Below are 15,366 nucleotides of genomic sequence, written 5' to 3'. Positions count from 1 at the left end.
GATTCTATGCCCTTTTACCCTCCAGTATTTCCTCCACCGCGGTCAGTCGTTGTTCTGCGATGCTGGCAGCTTTGTGTGCCGGGGCGTGTTTAGTCCCGGCGATGAGGGTCAGGGCCACAGCGGCGGCCCGCAACTGTAGCGCTCGCTCGTCAACGAGACCGGCGCAGACCTGCCACCAGCGTGCCGTGAGCGGTTCAATTCTCCGGTAGTCCGGATGCACCGACGGTAGGACGGCAAGGTGACCAAGCAGACAGGCCAGATCGTCGACCCGATGCCCAGGGCCCATGGTGTCTAAGTCCAGCAGCCCGGAAAACCTCAGGGATTGGTCTGGGCCTTCGGTCAGAAAAATATTGGCTTCATAAAAATCACCGTGGGTGGGCACCACCGGACCGCGATCGGTTTTGGCCAACCGTTTACGTAAGTGCTTCCGGACCCGCCGCAGTCGCGGAGCCAAGTGCGGGAAGGCTGCCGCCGCAGAACGGGTAAAAGCTCCGATGCCGTCGGCCCACGCCGACCGAGGGCGCAGCGTCGTCAACTCAGTCGGCAAGTCATCTAACACCTGAACCAATTCGGCCAGCGGTAGCGCCCGGTCGAGCACGTCCGGATTCCAGCTGAACAGGTAGTCGGTCATCGGTCTTCCCGGCAGCGCTGCCAGCGGCACAATCCCTGCTTTGGGCTCCCCCACCAACCTGGCGGTGGGCACCTTGGCGTCGGCCATGATCCGATGGATGTGGCCGAGTCGGCCCGCCCGTTTTAGCGTCAGCACCTTCAGGTAGGCTTCCTGCGCGCCGTACTGCGCATGCAGAACAGCCCGCCGCAACGGCCGGTAGGTTCGCCACGAAAGGTCCAGCTCCCCTGCCGTCGGAAAGGCATCCGGCCACAGAGCGCACAAGGTGCCAGGGTCGGTGGCCAAAGGCAATCCCGGTAGCCGTGGGTCCGTTGGGTGCCGCCAGACACTCACGGGGATGCCCGCATAGTGGGTCTGCACCACGTCATGGCGTTCTTGGGCCGTCAACGATTCGGTAGTCATCCCGTAGTGGTGCTCAATCGCGCGTCCGCCCATGCTGCCGCGGACACGGTATACCCCGGTGACCCCGGCTTTTGGGCGATGCTGGACGCGCACGATGTCGATGGTGTCGACGGCGATGCCCCGGGCCGCAAGACGCGCCCGGAAAAAGAGGTTCAACCGGGCTGCATTGTGGAAATGCTCGAGGTGTTCTGTCAGCGGCTGGCTCATGCCCGCCTGCTCTCAGCCCGGTGCCTCCGGGCAGTGATGGGTCTGAGTCTAGGCCCGGCGGCGTTCCAGAACGTCATCAAGATTCAGAGCCCCTGCCTTCGGCTGGTGCGCGCGCACCGAGGTACGGATGATCCGTTCCTGTTGTTCGCGCAAGAGGTCCTCATTGACCAGCAGGGTATCTTTCAGGCGATTAACGCTAGCCTTCGGCTCTTCCGGAAGCTCCAGCGGTTCCGGTTCGGCGCGTTCAGCTTTAGCTTCGCGGGTGTACTTGGGTGCGGGCACCTCTACTGGTTCCCATGTGGTCTCGGCTTCGGCAGCGACCACATCGGTGACCGTTTCCGATGCAGCATGCTCTTGCTGCAGTTCAGCTTCTACCGCATCGCTGCTGTGCTCACTAACAGCTTCGGCGGTGTCAGCTTCAGTCGTCTCGGCGTTGAGTTCCTGACTGGCGTCGAAGGGATCAGCGGCGGTATTCCGTGGCGTGAGTCCCGGCACGTTCTTACGCTGGTATGAGGCGGCCGTTGGGCTCTGGTGGTATCCGTGAGGCTTGTATTCGGAGCGGATCGCGAGCATCCGCAGGCTGCCGACCGAGGCGAAGGTGAGGAAGCCGAAAAGCAGAGGCCAGCTCCACCCGACGACACCGGCATTGGCCAACATGACGGTGACCGGGATGGCGACGAGCGAGACCAAGCCGACCACAGCAAAAGGTACCCGTTGCCAGTTGATGCGGAGAGTTTGGGGCTGCTCGTTCATGGGTCAGTCCTAAGTTCAGTGTGCGGATGCGCTACTCACCAAATTAACGGTTCTGTCTTCCGTATTGGTGGTGACACTCCGGTCAAGGCTGACTTAGCTGTTATTTCGCGCGATCTGCTGCCACAATCCGCCTGCCGGAACCTCTTCTGCGGTCAGCGCGAAACTCTGGTGATCAACCCAGGCACCGTTGATGTGCAGGTAATTCTTCCTCGTGCCTTCGAAGCGGAAACCGAGTTTGTCCACCACACGCAACGAATTAGCGTTCTGCGGCACGATGTTGATCTCCAGCCGGTGGAGCCCTAAACGCGTAAAACAATGATCCACGGCCAAGGCCACGGCCCGAGGCGTCAGACCGAACCCGGCATGGCTTTCATCAATCCAATAGCCAATCGCCGCCGAACGCAACGAACCATAGAAGATTCCGGACACCGCCAGCTGACCAATCAGCACCGTCGGCCCACCATCATCGAGCTCCTTAGCGATCACCCACGGCAGGGAATGCCCCGACTTGGCCGTACGCTGCATGCTGCGCACCATGGTGGCGAAGTTGTAATGGGTGACATTCTCCGCCTCAACCGGATCCGTGTTTTCCCACGGCAACAACCAGCCGGCATTGCGATGCCGCAGGGAAAACCATTCCTCTTGATCCCGTCGGCGTAACGGTCGCAGCACCAAACGGTGCTCCCAGCCGGCAGGTCGATCAACCGGCTCATACACCGTCACCGGCCAGCGTGCCGGGTTCCCGGAGAAGATGCTCGTCATAGCACCCTCATCATAGTCCAGCACCACCACCTACCGCTGTCGGGACCCTTTACCCTAGCGGCACAGCCCGTTATGATCACCCCCATGAGCACCCATTCCGATGTCGATGAGGCCAAACGGCGGCAACGGGCGTTCTTTGTCGCCGAACGCAAGAACATGAGCCAGGCTGAGCGGAACAGCGCCGCCGCCCTCATCACCTCGCATCTTCGCCCATGGTTGACCTCGCACAGTCCCCATCGGCGCATCACCGCCACGCTGCCCTTCGGCACCGAGCTGCCTTTACACCAACTGCTGCAGCAGCTGGTGGAAGAGGATCACTTTGAGGTACTCATGCCGATCTGCTTGCCGGAGCGACAGCTGGCCTTCACACCGTGGTACCCGGGCGTTGAAATGGCTCGCTGCGCCTACGCTCCCATCGATGAGCCGGTCGGGCCCCGGTTCGGCGCCGACGTCTTCGATGAAGTCGATGTCATGCTGGTGCCAGCCCAAGCCATCGACTTTCACGGGTATCGGCTCGGCCACGGTGGCGGCTACTATGACCGGTTCCTAGCCAAAGTCAAGGCGCTCTCCGCTGTTCCCACGCTGCTGGGCATGGTGTACCAGCACGAATTCGTTCCCCCGGGGACCTTCCCGGTGGACGAGCACGATCAAGCGGTCGATGGGGTTGTCACCCAATTGGGCTTTAACTGGATGTTCTAAACCGTGCCCCGGTGCACGGTAAAATCTTCTTTCGTGCCTACTTATGTTTATGCCTGCAAAGACTGCGGCCACGGTTTTGAGATCTACCAGTCCTTCGACGAGGACGCGTTGAACGTCTGCCCGCAATGTCAGGGAACCCTGCGCAAGCAGTTCAACACCGTCGGTGTCGTGTTCAAGGGATCCGGTTTCTACAAGACCGATTCTCGTTCGGCAGGATCCGAACAAACCTCATCGCCTGCACCAGCCAAGACCGATACCAGCTCCCCGAGCGCCGCGCAGAACTAGCCACGAGGAGAACTTCCCCACAACCTGACATGAGGGCAGGTATCTCCACCTGCGGCCAGCCCTGGCACATGCTGCAGAGCTGAAGCAGCCTGTACTGGTGTCCATGGGACAGCTCGCACTCTTCACGCGTCGGGGTCAGCGCCGCTCCTCAACGCGGCAGCAACGGCCGGTGTTGAACCTGACTTTTCGTGAGGCGTTGGGCAAGCATCGACGGCTTTTCGCCCTCGTGCTGGCGTTGCTGGCCGGGTTCCTGACCTTCCAGGCCGGTCACCGGGAACCGGTCGCCACCCAACCTGTCGTGGTCACCGCCCAAGATGTCCCGGTCGGGAAGAAGCTGAGTGCTAACGATCTGACCACGGTGCAGCTGTCTTCGGAAACCGCAGCGGCCCTCTCGGGCACGGTCGCTTCCCCGGAAGACCTCATCGGTGAACACGTGGCGGTGCCCTTGTCTGCCGGGATGGTTCTCAGCCATTCCCTCTTGCTCGGCCCGGAAATGTTGGCCGGACTACCGGCGGGAACGCGTGCGGTGACGATCCGGAGCCAGGACGCCACCAGTGCGCAGATCTTGGCGCCCGGGGCCACGGTCGATCTGATTCAAGCGCCCTCATTCGAGGACGGCCGCGACTCCACCACCGTTCTGGCGCCAGCGGCCACCATCCTGTACAACTCCGCGTACCACGGACAACCGGCCGCTGAATCAGGACCGTTCACCAGTTCCGGGGCTTCTCATCAGGGGGAGGCCGTCGTCGTGGTGGCGGTCCCGCAGAAGCTGGCAGCGAATGTGGCTGCGGCAGCCTCCGGCGGGTCCATCCTCATGACCCTGAGCCCGACGACTCCCGAAGAAGAAGACGCCGGGGTGGGCTTGCCTTAGTCGTTCCCCCAGTGTGGCGGACGCTGATCCTTCAACCACTGGTCACGGCGTTCCTCACCGTCACCCCAACGGTGCGGCTGATCCTCGGCTGCGGTTGAGGGCAAGATCCCGTCCGTGAATTGGAAGCGGGCACGCCGGCCTTTGGCCCGCTTTGTCTGTGTCGGTTTGGCTGCCACCGCAGTTCCTCCCTGTTTGTCCGCGCTACTACCGTTGGTCGCCAGCGAGTAGATCTTCTGCGCCAACGCACCCGGATCCGAGAAGACCTCGATCGTCCAAATCGTAAACGTCTGCCAGCCCAGTCCGCGCAGCCGAAGCGGTTGCAACCGGGAGCGCTCGCGCACACTCATGCGGGCGAAGCTCTCATCCCCATCGGTGACCACGGCCACCGGGGTGCTCACCGGTTCAGTGCTTGCCTCAGCCGTCAATGGGTTAGGCCGGTACTCAATCACGGCCGGAATCTGCTCGCCGTAGTCACGCAGTACCGCAAGATCCAGTTGACCTAGCCGGTAGTACAGATCATCCAGCAGTGGTGCCGGCAGGTGGCGGAGGGAACTTGGCCCCACCTTCGGTGCGGCCAGCACCGCAAAGAGGGTCGCCAGTCCGCCGGTCAAGTTCAAGCCCTGCAGCATGCTTGGCGTCAAAGACACCACGATGTCTAGGCGTTTGCGCCCGGAGAGCAACGCCTTGGCCACCATCTTGATGGCGGCCTCGCTGGCGATGTAACCATCCTCCGGGTTGAATTCGTTACCGCTGGCGGTGTAGCCCAGGGAGAAGATCACCCGGTCACGGTCCAGCCCCACCGCACGCTCCAACGGGGCGACGGCGAACGGCTCCTCCCCGCCCTGGAAGAACGGCACTACGGAGCGGTCCTCGGCCAGTTGACGTTTGACGCCTTCGGCCAAGGCTCGGGCATGCGCCTCATTGCCGGCGATAACGGCCAGTGACTCCCGTGGCCGTTCCTTGGCGTGGGCCACGATGGCCTGCACGACGGCGGCAACCTCCCGGTGCGAGGTTTCCACATTCCGGCCACTGCTGGCCCGCAGCGTGACCTTGGAGTCCACCAGCTGGTGCACCCGCAACGTCGGATTCTCCCCGCTGATATCAGACAGGGCCGGCAGTCGGCTGATGCCCTGCTGGTAGACCTTCGCATCGAGGGTACGCATCAGCATCGAATCCACGGCACGGTACTGGTGCTTCAGCGCCACCGGCGGCAGGATGCGGGCACCTGCGTCGAACAAGCTGGTGAGTTTCTCCACCGAACGAGTCGGCGCCGTCGGGTCCACCGAAACGGTGAAAGGCTTAGGCTCATGTGAGTGCGCATCGCCAAAGACCACCACTTGGTCGGCCCGGTTGATGCCGCCCAAGGCCGAGGACAGGGTGAGTTCACCGGCGTCGAGGAAGATCACAACGTCGTACTTGCGGCTGCTGGGCACATGTGCCGCCAGTCCCAGTGGGCTGGCCACGGTAATCGGCATCAGCGCGGTCTGCAGGGACGGCGCCAACCCGAAGTAGCCGGCAATGTCGAGGTCATGGTCTTTCAGCCCGGTCCGTAGCGTGGTGGCATCGGTGATGTGTTCAGCCAGCGCGCGGCGCCACTGCTGTCCGAGGGCGAACGCCACCTTGCGGCCACCGGATTCGATGTGGGCTTGATCGGCCAGCTGGTATTCGGCCTCGATGCGGCGCAGGTCCTTGCCGCCCATCATCGCCAAGTAGTCGTCGCCGGAAATCATGGCCTCCAGCGCAGACTTCCACCACGCTAGTTCCAGTTCGTCGGCGACTTCATCAGTGGTGACGGAGCGTTCCTGCAGGTCCGCCATCAGCTCCTGCAGGCCCGCCTCATTCAGCTGCTCCTGAATCAGGGTCAGCTCCGGGACCTCCAGCAGAGTCTTCTCGTCCTTAGCCAGCTGGTTCACGATCTCGATCATGGTGTCGACGTCAGTGTCCACCAGCTTGTTCCCCTCAACCGGGCGGAGCACGCGGTCAAGTTCGTTGAGGTGTTCGGCGACCTCGTTGTACAGCTCCTGTACCTGCGAGATGCCCAGCGGTACCGCCGGGTGCCGGTGGCTCAACGCGTACTTGTTCCAGGATTCGCGCAGTCGCTCCACCTGCATCAACCGGCTGTGCAAATCGTCGACCTGCACGCCGGGTCGAATATAGGCCTTGGCAACTTTACGCAACCGAGACCGGATCGAAGACGGGATCTCCACCCCGGCCTCCTTGCGCCACGCGGAGCTTCCGGTGGCATGGATCAGGTCCCGAACGTTGCGCTCAAAAATATCCGGTTGGAAATGATCCAGTACCGTGCGGACCTCGGCCAACAGCTTCAGCTGCTCGGCCCAAGACCCAAACGTTTGGCCCACCTTGATCTGCGCGTGATCCGTGATCTCCCGGATCCGCTCGCGCAGCTTGGGCAACTGCTTCTCGGCCGCGACCGCATGCTCAAAGGCGCTCTCCGCATCTCGGCGGTTCCGCAGCTTGGCCCCGGACCAGTGACGGGCCTGCACATCGGCGTCAAAGGCGCCCAGCTGTGCGGCGCGAACCAGCTTGTTGGACAAGTCATCGCGGTTCACGGTCTTATCCAGCACAGACCGCTTCAGCCGGACCCCGGTCTTAGGCGCCGGCTCCAGCGCGGTCAGCTCCGCTAGTGCCTGCATCGCTTGCAGCGGGGAGCAGCCCCAACGATCCCGCACGCTGTGCAGCGAATTGACGTGATCGATCAGCTGGTGTCGCGTCTTCTTCAGGGTCCGGTGGATGGACTCCAAGTTTGGTTGCTCGGCCCGTTCGTTGCGCAAGATCGCTTCAACCGCCCGATGGCGCAACTTCGCATCATCGGTGACCTCCTGCAGATCCAGTACGGCGCTGGCCAATTCCACCCGATCAAAGTGGGTCAACAAGTCATCCAGACCGGAACGCCGCTCGGCAACCACCAACACGGATTTACCGGCGGCGGCGAGCACCGCGGCCGCGTTCGCCGCGGTCTGAGACGCACCCGTACCAAGGGCGGCATCGACCACCACATCTTGACCGCTGACAATTCGGTCTAACACGGCCTGTTGGCTGGCATCTGCGTCCAGCACCAAGTACTCCTCGGAAGGATCCCGCTCATCAAGGGGTGCAAGCGTGACCTCCGGCTGCGCCGAACGCAGCTGTGCTACCGCCTCGTCGCCACGGTACAGGGCTGCCAAGAATGGGTGATCACGGTTGAGTTCGTACCCGTCGTGGGCCTCGGACAAGTCGGCGAAGGTGGAGACCAGCAGGTTGTTCTCAACCACAACGGAACGCAGTCCGGACAATTGGGCGCGCAATTCATCCATGGCCGGCAGCGGATCCAACTTCGCGGTGGCATACGCGGCTGCCACAATCGAGTCGGTTTCCAGTTGCAGATCTTCGCGCTGCTGCAGACGACGCACGAGGGCGGGGTTGACCACGGCGCGGTCTTGCAGCTGCAGCTCGTAGTCGTCCTGTTCGGGACGAATAGTGATGCTCACCCGCGCCAGCAAGGCCGGGGCACTGAGGTGGACGCTCCGCAGTTCGCCCTGCGCATTCGGAGTGATGCTGCGCCACGTGACCAGCCCGCAGGCCAAGTATCCGACGCTGATGCCACGCTCTTCTTCAAGTTCGTTCACCTTGGCCCGGATCAGCCGGGCCGCGCGCTTGGCATCCTCGAACGCATCGGGGTCGCGCAGCAAAGTGGATAGACGGGTTTTCCGCCCGACCATGAACTGGGTCAGCCCAGATGGGTGGACGTGGGTGAGGTTGATGCTATTCAGCCGGGACGGAGCAAAGCGCAGCATCGTGTCTTGCTCGTTGCCGGTACTCAGCGAGTCCAACCACTCTTGGAAATCGTCAGTACCGGGGTCCGAATCGGGCTCTGCTGAAGCCGCTTCATGGGCTTTGTCGCTCGCATCAAAACGCAGCCCTGCCCCTTTGGTCTCAGTTGACTCCGCTTCATCAGCCGAACCATCGAGATCTTCAGCATCGCCTCCCTCACCTGTGCCGGATTGGCTGGCGTCCGATTCAGCCGCTGCGGATTCGTCCGAGACGGCAACAGTATCGTTGCGCCCGGTGCGGATCTCCGACGGGTCAATCACCGGGGTAGCTGTTGTTGGTGGCTCCCCCGCCGCCTCCGATGCGGTCTCGTCACCGGTGCGTGCCGGAGCGTCGGAATCAGCACGTTGGTCCTCATCTTTGAGACCCGTGGCTGACTCCTGTTTCCCGGCCTTGTCAGAGGTGCCCGTTTCAGAGCCCTTGACGCGTTGCTCGTCCTTGCGTTCCTCGGCGGCCTCATCCTCGGAACCGAGGCTGCCAAACAGGCCGAAGAAACGCTTGGCAGGATTCTCACCGGATCGTTTACCGAACACAGGTACCCGCTTTCTGAGCATGAAACACTTTTGTGTCTACGCTACCGTAGGGCTGCGCCCAATCCGCTAAGTGAAACGCCTTGACGCCCCTGACCCAGCCTCGTCGAACCGAACAAGCATGTCGGTCTCAACTTTTGCTGGTATGAACTAATTCGACGAAGAAGTACCGTTCCGGCGAGGGCGGGCGACACCGTGCTTCGAAGCGAAAAATAGTTCACCCAAACGAGAGTGAAACGCCCGTAACCGATCCTGATTGAGCGAATAGAAAATATATCTACCAGCTCGTCGCGCATTCACGATCCCTGCGTTCTGCAGTTGCTTCATGTCATGCGACAGGGTTGGTTGGCTGATTTGGAAATAATCCAGTAGTTCCTTCGCATGCATCTCCTCGGTGGAGATGACGTCGACGATCTGCGCCCGTTTAGGGTTCGCTAGGACTCTTAGAATTTCCGCCGCTTCTTCGAACTGCACACCCACGCCTTACTCGGATAAATAAAAACACTAAATGACATACTAGGGTTTCATCTTAACTGCGACTAGTACGACACATCGATAGATACCGTGGTGTACATCGCACCGAGTCGGCGGCGCTCGAAAAAGCTACAGAGGTGGAACTTTAGAGCGCTACCGGCCAGTTGGTTCAATGCACCCAGGGAGCATCGGGAAGCTGCGGGCAGCACAAAGGCCCGCTTGGTAAAAACCTGCCCAAGCGGGCCTTTTTGTGAGATACCAGTGACTAGGTTAGTCGTGTCCGGGTTACTCCCACTCGATGGTTCCCGGTGGCTTGCTGGTCACATCAAGCACAACGCGGTTGACTTCATCAACCTCGTTGGTGATTCGGTTAGAAATCTTGGCCAACAGTTCATATGGCAGCCGGGACCAGTCGGCGGTCATCGCGTCTTCGGAAGACACGGGACGCAAAACGATCGGATGACCGTAAGTACGGAAGTCGCCTTGGACACCCACGGAGCGGACATCGGCCAGCAGCACCACAGGCAGCTGCCAGACTTCACCGCTGTGGCCGGATTGCTCCAGCTCGTAGCGGGCGATCGCATCGGCCTTCCGCAGGATGTCAAGACGTTCCTTGGTGACTTCACCAATGATGCGGATACCCAAGCCAGGGCCTGGGAAGGGATGCCGGCCAACGATGGCCTCAGGCAGCCCCAGAGCCCGCCCAACGGCGCGAACCTCGTCCTTGAAAAGAGCCCGCAGCGGCTCAATGAGCTTGAACTCCATGTCATCAGGCAACCCGCCCACGTTGTGGTGGGACTTGATGTTGGCTGCGCCTTCACCACCGCCGGACTCGACAACATCCGGGTAAAGCGTGCCTTGGACAAGGAATTCGACGCGGGCGCCTTCCTTGGCCACGGATTCCAAGACCTGCTTCTCGGCGGCCTCGAATACCCGAATGAACTCCCGGCCAATCGTCTTGCGTTTGGTTTCCGGGTCGGTGATACCGGCCAGCGCGTTCAGGAAGCGTTCTTCCTCGTGTGCGACCACCAGGTTGACACCGGTGGAGGCGACGAAGTCCTTCTCAACTTGTTCGCCTTCACCTTCGCGCATGAGCCCGTGGTCCACAAACACACAGGTGAGCTGATCGCCGATGGCGCGCTGCACCAGAGCGGCGGCCACGGCAGAATCGACACCGCCGGAGAGGCCACAGATGACGTGCGAGTCACCGACCTGTTCGCGGATCAACTGGACCTGTTCTTCAATGAAGTCTCCGGTCGTCCAGTCACCGCGCAGACCCGCGCCTTTGAACAGGAAGTTCTCGATGACGGCTTGGCCGTAATCGGAGTGTTTGACCTCTGGGTGCCACTGCACACCGTAGAGGCGACGAACATCATCGGCGAAGGCGGCAATGGGGGCAGCCTGCGTCGCGGCGACGGTGGTGAACCCTTCTGGGGCTTCGGTCACGGCGTCGCCGTGGCTCATCCACACCTTCTGCTCGACTGGAATATCGGCCAGCAGCGGGTTGTCTTTACCGTCCGGGGTGGTCAACGCGGCGGTCGCGCCGTACTCACGTTTGCCGGTCTTCTCGACCTTGCCGCCCAAGGCCTTGGCCATCGCTTGGAAGCCGTAGCAGATACCCAAGACCGGGACACCTGCCTCGAACAGGGCAGGGTCAACTGCCGGCGCCCCCTCGGTGTAGACCGAGGATGGTCCGCCGGAGAGGATGATGGCTGCGGGTTTACGCTCGAGAATCTCGTTCACCGCAAGGGAATGCGGGACGACCTCGGAATACACATTGGCCTCACGTACGCGCCGGGCAATGAGCTGGGCGTATTGGGCACCGTAATCAATGACAAGAACTGTCTGATGTTCTAATGCTGGGATTTCGCTCACGGTTTTATTCTATTCCAGTTCGGAGAGAGAAAATATCAATAGCGTTGGATCGCTTCCGGTGCCTTAGACAGTTCAGCCAGGACCTCTTTGTGGACTCGTTTTTCCACGATGAAGGACAAGAAGGGCACCACGCCGCCGAGCGCGATCACCAGCAGTCGGGTGGCCGGCCAGTTCATCAGCGACCACAATCGGAAGTCTGCGATGAGGTAGATGACGTAGAGCCAGCCGTGGACAATCAGCACCGCAATCGAGAGGTTGAGCCCGCCTTCAACCGAGTCGGTCGGGGCGAAACCGAAACCGTGGCTGCTACCATCGGCGGCCGTGCCGCCTGCGAACAGCTCTAGCCCGAACGCGTATTTGGCCACCATTTCGGCAACGAGCAACAGCAGGAAGATACCGGTGATGTATGCGGCGAACCGGTAGAACGTCAATGCGGAACGGATCTGCTGTTGGGTACCGCCGAAGCGACGTTTCGGTTGCGGCCGCGGTGGCGGTGGGGGCAGCTGCCCCTCCGTGCGGACGGACTGGTCGGAACGCTTACTCTGTTCGGTCATGATTTTCTTCCTTGATATAGCCTTGTTCCCGGTACCATTGCTGGGCCCATTCCTCATCCAACCGGGCCTGCTCTAGGTCTTTGCGGTGGTCATCGCGGACGAGTCGGAACCATAAAAAGAGCGCGAAACCTGCAAAGAAGACCCACTCCACCGCGTAAAACACATTCAACAGGTTCAGCTGCGACTGCGGTGGTTGAGGACCAACATAGACGGGTTCAAGACCTTGCTCCTCTGCGGCGAATCGCAGCGCTCCGGTAGCGTAGGCCCGGAACTGCACAACGGTTGCGGCGTAGGACTTCACGTCCCAAATGTTGATCAACTCCGCGGTGGATAGCGACCGGAATACCTCCGGGTCCTCCCGATACCCGAAGTCGGGCGCATCAGGTGGCAGCAACCGCCCTTCTAGGTACAGGGTCTCATCCGGTGCCTTGGAGGCTTTAGCCGCCGCGAGGTCTTCCTGCCAACCGCGCACCACCGGGATGATGTTCCCGTCGCCGCCTTCAACCTCGAAGGCCGTGACCACCCAATACCCCTTGACCCCCTCTCGGAGCCGGTCTTGGATGTAGACCTGCTTCTTCGGCAGGTACTTCCCTGAGAGGTAGACCAGCTGATCAGCCTGATGCTGCATCAACGGCTGTCCGGGCTTGAAGTGCTCGGTCAGCGAGACGGTGGTCTCGGTCTTGGGTTCTTCGGTTGATCCCTTGGCCTCGGCCTGTTCAAACTGCCACTTACTGAGCAGCACGAACAAGGTGGCGATCACCAAAGACAGGACCAGAATGATCAACCATTTTGGCTTGAGCGCGGTTTTGAGCATCGCTATGGAGTGACCATGACATCCACGGACTGGAACTTCTTCAAGTCTGAATATCCGGTGGTGGCCATGCTGCGGCGCAGTGCGCCCATGAGGTTGGAGGTGCCATCGGTGTGGTGGCCAGGGCCCCACAGGACCTCTTCCATCGAGCCGACGGTACCGACGTTGACGCGGTTGCCGCGTGGTAGTTCTGGGTGGCGCGCTTCTGGGCCCCAGTGCCAGCCCTTGCCCGGTGCCTCGCTGGCACGGGCCAGTGCGGCGCCCAACATGACGGCGTCGGCTCCCATCGCCAGTGCTTTGACAATGTCACCGCTGGTGCCGGTGGCGCCATCGGCGATGACGTGCACGTACCGTCCACCGGATTCATCCATGTAATCCCGGCGTGCTTCAGCAATATCGGAGATCGCGGTGGCCATGGGTACGTGGATCCCCAGCGAACGGTGCGTGGTGCCCGAGGCTCCGCCGCCAAAACCGACGAGGACGCCTGCCGCGCCGGTGCGCATCAGGTGCAGAGCCGGGGTGTAACCCGCCACGCCACCGACGATTACTGGAACATCCAGCTCGTAAATGAACTGCTTCAGGTTCAGTGGTTCTTGGTTCTGCGAAACGTGTTCGGCTGAAACAGTGGTGCCGCGGATGACGAAGATATCCACGCCCGCTTCCAGCACGGTCTGGTAGAACTGCTGGGTGTGCTGCGGGCTCAAAGAGCCTGCAACCACCACGCCGGCTTCGCGGATCTGCTCCAACCGGGCGCTGATCAATTCAGCTTGGATTGGGGCGTTGTATAGCTGCTGCAGGCGCAGGGTGTTGGCCGGGGAAAAGTCGGCGGCTTCCAGTGCGGCGATTTCTTCCAGCACTGGCTCCGGGTTCTCATACCGGGTCCACAGCCCCTCCAGGTCCAGCACACCTAGGCCACCAAGTTTGCCCAACAGGATGGCGGTTTCCGGGCTCATGATGGAGTCCATGGGCGCGCCGATGACCGGGGATTCGAACTCGAACGCGTCGATCTTCCAAGCCAAGGAGACGTCTTTAGGGTCGCGGGTACGACGGGTTGGCACAACGGCCACGTCGTCCAGCGAATAGGCCGTACGGCCACGTTTACCCAGACCGATTTCTACTTCAAAACTCACAGGTGCGTTGCTCTTTCTAGCGATTGCGGTAGTTAGGGGCTTCCACGGTCATCATGATGTCGTGCGGATGGGATTCACGCAGACCTGCCGGGGTGATGCGGACAAACTTGCCGCGAGCCTTCAATTCGTCAATGGTGTGTGCGCCCACGTAGAACATGGTCTGGCGCAGTCCACCGGTGAGCTGGTGGACGACGGCGCTCAGTGGGCCACGGTACGGCACCTGACCTTCAATACCTTCCGGGATGAGCTTCTCATCATCGGGCACATCTGCCTGGAAGTAGCGGTCCTTGGAGTAGGAGGTGTTCTTACCGCGGGTCTGCATGGCACCCAAGGAGCCCATGCCACGGTAGGTCTTGAACTGCTTGCCATTCATGAACACCAAGTCCCCGGGCGCTTCAGCCGCACCGGCAAGCATGGAGCCGACCATCACGGAGGATGCGCCGGCCACCAGCGCCTTGCCGATGTCGCCGGAGTACTGCAGACCACCGTCGGCGATCACGGGCACACCGGCCGGACCGGCGGCCTTGGCCGACTCGTAGATCGCGGTAATCTGTGGCACACCGACGCCGGCAACCACACGGGTGGTGCAAATCGAGCCCGGGCCCACACCCACCTTGATGGCGTCGGCACCGGCGTCGATCAACGCTTGGGCGCCTTCGCGGGTGGCGGCCTGTCCCCCAATGATGTCCACGCCCTTGGCGGCCGGGTCTTTCTTCAGCCGGGCGATCATGTCAATCACACCCTGGGAGTGGCCGTTGGCGGTGTCGACGACGAGGGCGTCAACCCCGGCATCCACCATGGTCATGGCGCGTTCGAAACCTTCGCCGAAGAAGCCCACTGCCGCGCCCACGCGGAGCCGGCCCTCATCGTCTTTGGCCGCATTCGGGTACTGCTCAGCCTTATCGAAGTCTTTGACCGTGATCAGACCGGTCAGCTTGTTGTTCTCATCAACCAGGGGCAGTTTCTCGATGCGGTGCTCGGCGAGCTTGGCGATGACCTCTTCGCGGGAGACCCCGGCCTTGGCCGTGATCAACGGCATCTTAGTCATCACTTCGGAAACCAACCGGTTCGGGTATTCGGTGTACGGGATGAAGCGGATGTCACGGTTGGTGATGATGCCCAGCAGCGTATTGTCTTCATCGACCACCGGCAGACCGGAAACCCGGTAGTGGGCGCACAAGTCATCCAGATCTTTCAGCGTGGCGTCCGGGTTGATGGTGACCGGGTGGGAGATCATGCCAGATTCGGAGCGCTTGACGCGGTCCACGTGCTCGGCCTGATCGGCGATAGACAGGTTCCGGTGGATGATACCCATGCCGCCGTGCCGGGCCAACGCAATCGCCATTGGCGCTTCTGTCACGGTGTCCATGGCCGCAGAGATCACGGGGATGTTCAACCGGATGTTGCGGGTGAGCTGGGTGGAAGTGTCCGCCTCAGAAGGAATGACGTCCGTGGCACCTGGCAGCAGCAGCACGTCATCGTAGGTCAGGCCAAAAAAGCCGAAGGGGTCATTGGTCGAGGGGGCGTCTTCGTATGCGCTCACACTTTCACCTTTCA

At 61.4% G+C, this 15,366-nt stretch carries 13 protein-coding genes; 3 read left to right on the top strand and 10 right to left on the bottom strand.

Annotated features, from left to right (window positions below):
• Positions 1–4: 4 nt before the first annotated feature.
• From ACFFFR_RS06025 to ACFFFR_RS06015, 3 genes are all read right to left on the bottom strand, one after another.
• Positions 5–1,237, bottom strand: coding sequence for a phosphotransferase (locus ACFFFR_RS06025; protein ID WP_377458719.1), 1,233 nt, complete (start codon positions 1,235–1,237; stop codon positions 5–7).
• Positions 1,238–1,285: 48 nt separating this feature from the next.
• Positions 1,286–1,990, bottom strand: coding sequence for a hypothetical protein (locus ACFFFR_RS06020; protein WP_377458717.1), 705 nt, complete (start codon positions 1,988–1,990; stop codon positions 1,286–1,288).
• A gap of 93 nt (positions 1,991–2,083) precedes the next feature.
• Entirely contained in the window at positions 2,084–2,752 is a 669-nt protein-coding gene (locus ACFFFR_RS06015) for a GNAT family N-acetyltransferase (protein ID WP_377458716.1), read from the bottom strand.
• An 84-nt stretch (positions 2,753–2,836) separates the two neighbouring features.
• Here ACFFFR_RS06015 and ACFFFR_RS06010 point away from each other — a divergent pair, with 84 nt between their 5' ends.
• The 3 genes from ACFFFR_RS06010 to cpaB all read left to right on the top strand — a co-directional run bounded on the left by ACFFFR_RS06010 (position 2,837) and on the right by cpaB (position 4,607).
• A complete protein-coding gene (locus ACFFFR_RS06010; protein WP_377458715.1) occupies positions 2,837–3,451 on the top strand; it encodes a 5-formyltetrahydrofolate cyclo-ligase in 615 nt (204 codons plus the stop codon).
• A gap of 33 nt (positions 3,452–3,484) precedes the next feature.
• Positions 3,485–3,736 (top strand): FmdB family zinc ribbon protein, encoded by a 252-nt coding sequence (locus ACFFFR_RS06005; RefSeq protein ID WP_377458714.1) that lies wholly within the window; start codon positions 3,485–3,487, stop codon positions 3,734–3,736.
• A 103-nt stretch (positions 3,737–3,839) separates the two neighbouring features.
• On the top strand, positions 3,840–4,607 hold the full coding sequence (gene cpaB / locus ACFFFR_RS06000) for a Flp pilus assembly protein CpaB (RefSeq protein WP_377458806.1): 768 nt from the start codon (positions 3,840–3,842) through the stop codon (positions 4,605–4,607).
• On the opposite strand, the gene ACFFFR_RS05995 is transcribed toward cpaB, so the two are convergent.
• The 7 genes from ACFFFR_RS05995 to guaB all read right to left on the bottom strand — a co-directional run bounded on the left by ACFFFR_RS05995 (position 4,604) and on the right by guaB (position 15,352).
• A complete protein-coding gene (locus tag ACFFFR_RS05995; RefSeq protein WP_377458712.1) occupies positions 4,604–8,989 on the bottom strand; it encodes a DUF4011 domain-containing protein in 4,386 nt (1,461 codons plus the stop codon). The two genes, cpaB and ACFFFR_RS05995, sit on opposite strands and share 4 nt — an antisense overlap.
• Before the next feature lie 126 nt (positions 8,990–9,115).
• A complete protein-coding gene (locus tag ACFFFR_RS05990; RefSeq protein ID WP_377458710.1) occupies positions 9,116–9,439 on the bottom strand; it encodes an ArsR/SmtB family transcription factor in 324 nt (107 codons plus the stop codon).
• A 285-nt stretch (positions 9,440–9,724) separates the two neighbouring features.
• Complete coding sequence (gene guaA, locus ACFFFR_RS05985) at positions 9,725–11,314, bottom strand: glutamine-hydrolyzing GMP synthase (protein WP_377458708.1); 1,590 nt, start codon at positions 11,312–11,314, stop codon at positions 9,725–9,727.
• A 35-nt stretch (positions 11,315–11,349) separates the two neighbouring features.
• Positions 11,350–11,868: a DUF3817 domain-containing protein gene (locus ACFFFR_RS05980; RefSeq protein WP_377458706.1), complete on the bottom strand. Its 519-nt coding sequence runs from the start codon at positions 11,866–11,868 to the stop codon at positions 11,350–11,352.
• Positions 11,852–12,682, bottom strand: a complete 831-nt coding sequence (locus ACFFFR_RS05975; RefSeq protein WP_377458704.1) for an SURF1 family protein — start codon at positions 12,680–12,682, stop codon at positions 11,852–11,854. Before ACFFFR_RS05975 ends, ACFFFR_RS05980 begins: the two co-directional genes overlap by 17 nt.
• A 2-nt stretch (positions 12,683–12,684) precedes the next feature.
• Positions 12,685–13,809 (bottom strand): GuaB3 family IMP dehydrogenase-related protein, encoded by a 1,125-nt coding sequence (locus ACFFFR_RS05970; RefSeq protein ID WP_377458703.1) that lies wholly within the window; start codon positions 13,807–13,809, stop codon positions 12,685–12,687.
• A 16-nt stretch (positions 13,810–13,825) separates the two neighbouring features.
• Positions 13,826–15,352, bottom strand: coding sequence for an IMP dehydrogenase (gene guaB / locus ACFFFR_RS05965; RefSeq protein WP_377458701.1), 1,527 nt, complete (start codon positions 15,350–15,352; stop codon positions 13,826–13,828).
• Positions 15,353–15,366: the final 14 nt, after the last annotated feature.

The organism is Micrococcoides hystricis, from assembly GCF_042434215.1.
Classification (GTDB): domain Bacteria; phylum Actinomycetota; class Actinomycetes; order Actinomycetales; family Micrococcaceae; genus Micrococcoides; species Micrococcoides hystricis.
The sequence above is the reverse complement of the archived record's forward strand: the minus strand, read 5'-3'. Positions and strand labels throughout refer to the sequence as shown.

Excerpts from the sequence above, each read along its gene's own strand:
- ACFFFR_RS05975 (WP_377458704.1), bottom strand. The coding sequence starts at position 12,682 with ATGCTCAAAACCGCGCTCAAGCCAAAATGGTTGATCATTCTGGTCCTG.
- ACFFFR_RS06010 (WP_377458715.1), top strand. The coding sequence starts at position 2,837 with ATGAGCACCCATTCCGATGTCGATGAGGCCAAACGGCGGCAACGGGCG.
- ACFFFR_RS06015 (WP_377458716.1), bottom strand. The coding sequence starts at position 2,752 with ATGACGAGCATCTTCTCCGGGAACCCGGCACGCTGGCCGGTGACGGTG.
- ACFFFR_RS06020 (WP_377458717.1), bottom strand. The coding sequence starts at position 1,990 with ATGAACGAGCAGCCCCAAACTCTCCGCATCAACTGGCAACGGGTACCT.
- ACFFFR_RS05995 (WP_377458712.1), bottom strand. The coding sequence starts at position 8,989 with ATGCTCAGAAAGCGGGTACCTGTGTTCGGTAAACGATCCGGTGAGAAT.
- ACFFFR_RS06025 (WP_377458719.1), bottom strand. The coding sequence starts at position 1,237 with ATGAGCCAGCCGCTGACAGAACACCTCGAGCATTTCCACAATGCAGCC.
- cpaB (WP_377458806.1), top strand. The coding sequence starts at position 3,840 with ATGGGACAGCTCGCACTCTTCACGCGTCGGGGTCAGCGCCGCTCCTCA.
- ACFFFR_RS05980 (WP_377458706.1), bottom strand. The coding sequence starts at position 11,868 with ATGACCGAACAGAGTAAGCGTTCCGACCAGTCCGTCCGCACGGAGGGG.